The organism is Leptospira alexanderi serovar Manhao 3 str. L 60, assembly GCF_000243815.2.
In the GTDB taxonomy this organism is placed as follows: Bacteria; Spirochaetota; Leptospiria; order Leptospirales; family Leptospiraceae; genus Leptospira; species Leptospira alexanderi.
In genome coordinates, this window is sequence record NZ_AHMT02000012.1 from 107,501 (window position 1) to 110,000 (window position 2,500).

Here is a 2,500-nt window from a genome sequence, read left to right on the forward strand (position 1 = left end):
GAAATTCGATTGAACGAACTTTTGAAACAGGAGTCGGTCCCTGCGCGTGATTTTGCTCGGTTATTATCCGGTTATATCCGTGAAAAGTCCGCGAGCCTTTCCGGAAGAAAAACTTCCGCTTTTACCGAGGCGGAACTCTTTCGTTTTTTGTACGATCAATTTCCGTTCGAAGAACAAGAACTTCAGTTCTGGAGGTTGTATTTAACCGAAAAAAAATTTAGACCCGAAAGCACGTTTTTATCCAAGGAAGAGGCGAAAAAAAAGTTTCTACACTGGCAAGGGATTTGGGATAAGAAATGAGTTTTGAATATCCTTACGCATTTCTCCTTTGGATTCCGATTTGGGTTTGGGCGTTTGTATATTACAAAAACAAAATGTACTTAAGGAAGATGGAGGTTCGACTTCCCGGCAGAAGGGGGGGAGCACTTTCCAAGCTCGAGGATTTCGGAAAATTCTTGCCTGTACTTCGCCCGATCGCGATCAGTTTGGTTGTTGTTGCTCTTGCTGGACCGGGTAAAAAAACGACTTTTCTTCCCGATGAAAAACAAGGAGTCGATGTCATGATCGCCCTGGATGTTTCGGGTTCCATGTCTCGAAGTCGAGATTTTCTTCCGGCGACAAGACTCGGCGTTTCCAAAAAGTTACTTCGAAGATTTATCGACAAAAGAAAAAACGATCGTTTAGGGCTGGTCGTTTTTGCGGGCGCGGCGTATTTGCAAGCTCCTCTTACGGGCGATCGGGAATCCCTGAACGAAATTTTAGGAACGATCGAAGAGGAGACCGTGGCGGAGCAGGGGACTGCGATCGGAGACGCGATCATACTTTCCACGTATCGATTGAGAGCTTCCCAAGCTCGCTCTAAAGTGATCGTGCTGATCACGGACGGAGTTTCCAATACGGGTAAAATTGATCCGGTAACTGCGACGGATCTTGCGGAACATATCGGTGTAAAAATCTATTCTGTTGGAATCGGAAAAGAAGACGGTTCTTACGAAATCAATTTCGAGATCCTGCGAGAACTTTCCGCAAGCACAGGCGGTAAGTTTTTTCGGGCGGAAGATCCGGAGGAAATGAAAGCGGTTCTTGCTTCGATCGATTCTCTTGAAAAAGATCCTTTGCAGGCCCCTCCTCGAGAAATTCGGGAAACCGAGTATGAGATTTGGCTCTACCGAGCCCTTGCCCTTTTACTTTTGGATCTGATGTTACGGGCTTTTTTTCTCAGGTATTACGTATGAATCACGAGTTTTCCGCTTATCTAAAAAACCTATTTTTCGCCCTCGTATTCGTGTGGATCATATATTCTATACTTAGAATATTCCTAATTTATAAAATAAGAGAATGGAAAATTTTTTATCCCGGTTTGGAGAGGACTTCCTCTTTTCCTGATACTCGTTTTGTGTTTGCGAGAATTCTGTTAATTTTTGCGGCCTTGGTATGTTTCTTTTTTAGCGGTCTAAAAACGGAAACCAAGGACGAAAAAGAGAAGGAATCTTTCAAAGGAGTCGATATACTTTTCCTAGTGGACGTAAGCCTTTCCATGCAAGCGATCGATAGTCCTCCGACTAGATTGGCAAAATTCAAAGAAGTGTTGTTACGTATGTTGCCTGCTCTTTCCGGAAATCGGTTCGGGATGATCGTCTTTGCCGGGAATCCGTTTTTATACTGTCCGATGACTTCGGACGTTTCCGCCTTTTCGGACTACGTGCGCGGTTTGGATGTGGACATGGTCGGAGACCGGGGGACGGATTTGAATCGGGCTTTCTTGAAAGCGGAGGTACTGCTCGAATCCGAAAAAGTTTTTCGGAATCGAATTTTGATTCTGGTGACGGACGGGGAAGATCAAAACGATCCCGATCCTGTTTCTTTTCCGGCCAGTTTTCAAGTGTGGGCGGCCGGGACGGAGGCGGGCGGGCCGATCGCTTATAACGACGAAAATTCTGGTTTAAAAGGTTTTCTTTTGAAGGACGGAACTCTGACGCCGGACTTAAATTCTCCCGGAATCATACATTCCAAGATGAATCGGACTTTTTTAAAAGATCTGGCCGATAAAAACGAAGGGACATTTTATTCCTTGGATTCAAATCCTCCAGACATAACATCTTTTCAAAAGGAAATTTTTTCTTTGGAAGAGAATCTGTATTCCAGAAGGAAGGATTTGAAACGTGCGGAAGGTTCCGGTAAATTTTTGTTTATGGCGATTTTTTTTCTATTATTGGATTGGATTTTGGTGGAATTTTTCCTGTTTTCTAAACGGAAATCGGAAGTTAGAATATGAAACGAATTCGTATATTAGAATATTTAATGATTCTGATTTGTTTTCTTTCTGTCGGCTCCTTGTTTGCGATCGAATTGGATCCGGGAGGGAATCGGATCGCCGAAGGACTGGAATACTACAATCAGGGAGAATATCTCGACTCTTTGAAGATGTATCAGGAAGCGGAGTCTTATTTTCCGGAGGATTCCAGATTGGAATTCAATCGTGGCGCGGCGGAATTCAAGT

At 43.9% G+C, this 2,500-nt stretch carries 4 protein-coding genes (2 of these 4 cut by a window edge); all 4 read left to right on the forward strand.

Annotation, left to right across the window (positions count from 1 at the left end):
- Tightly spaced (each overlapping or abutting the next), the 4 genes in view from LEP1GSC062_RS03775 to batC form a layout consistent with a single transcriptional unit that may run on beyond the window.
- Positions 1 to 300 carry the final stretch of an LB_053 family protein gene (locus tag LEP1GSC062_RS03775; protein WP_020983461.1) on the forward strand. It extends 570 nt beyond the left edge of the window, so the window shows 300 of its 870 coding nt (coding positions 571-870); its start codon lies beyond the left edge, outside the window; the stop codon is at positions 298 to 300.
- A complete protein-coding gene (gene batA / locus LEP1GSC062_RS03780; RefSeq protein WP_010576362.1) occupies positions 297 to 1,235 on the forward strand; it encodes a VWA domain-containing protein BatA in 939 nt (312 codons plus the stop codon). Before LEP1GSC062_RS03775 ends, batA begins: the two co-directional genes overlap by 4 nt.
- Complete coding sequence (gene batB, locus LEP1GSC062_RS03785; RefSeq protein WP_020983455.1) at positions 1,232 to 2,275, forward strand: VWA domain-containing protein BatB; 1,044 nt, start codon at positions 1,232 to 1,234, stop codon at positions 2,273 to 2,275. The genes batA and batB overlap by 4 nt, the downstream gene beginning before the upstream one ends.
- On the forward strand, positions 2,272 to 2,500 hold the beginning of the coding sequence (batC, locus tag LEP1GSC062_RS03790; RefSeq protein WP_010576360.1) for a TPR repeat-containing protein BatC. It continues 476 nt past the right edge of the window; only the first 229 of its 705 coding nucleotides appear in the window; its start codon is at positions 2,272 to 2,274; its stop codon lies off the right edge, out of view. The genes batB and batC overlap by 4 nt, the downstream gene beginning before the upstream one ends.

Excerpts from the sequence above, each read along its gene's own strand:
- batA (WP_010576362.1), top strand. The coding sequence starts at position 297 with ATGAGTTTTGAATATCCTTACGCATTTCTCCTTTGGATTCCGATTTGG.
- batB (WP_020983455.1), top strand. The coding sequence starts at position 1,232 with ATGAATCACGAGTTTTCCGCTTATCTAAAAAACCTATTTTTCGCCCTC.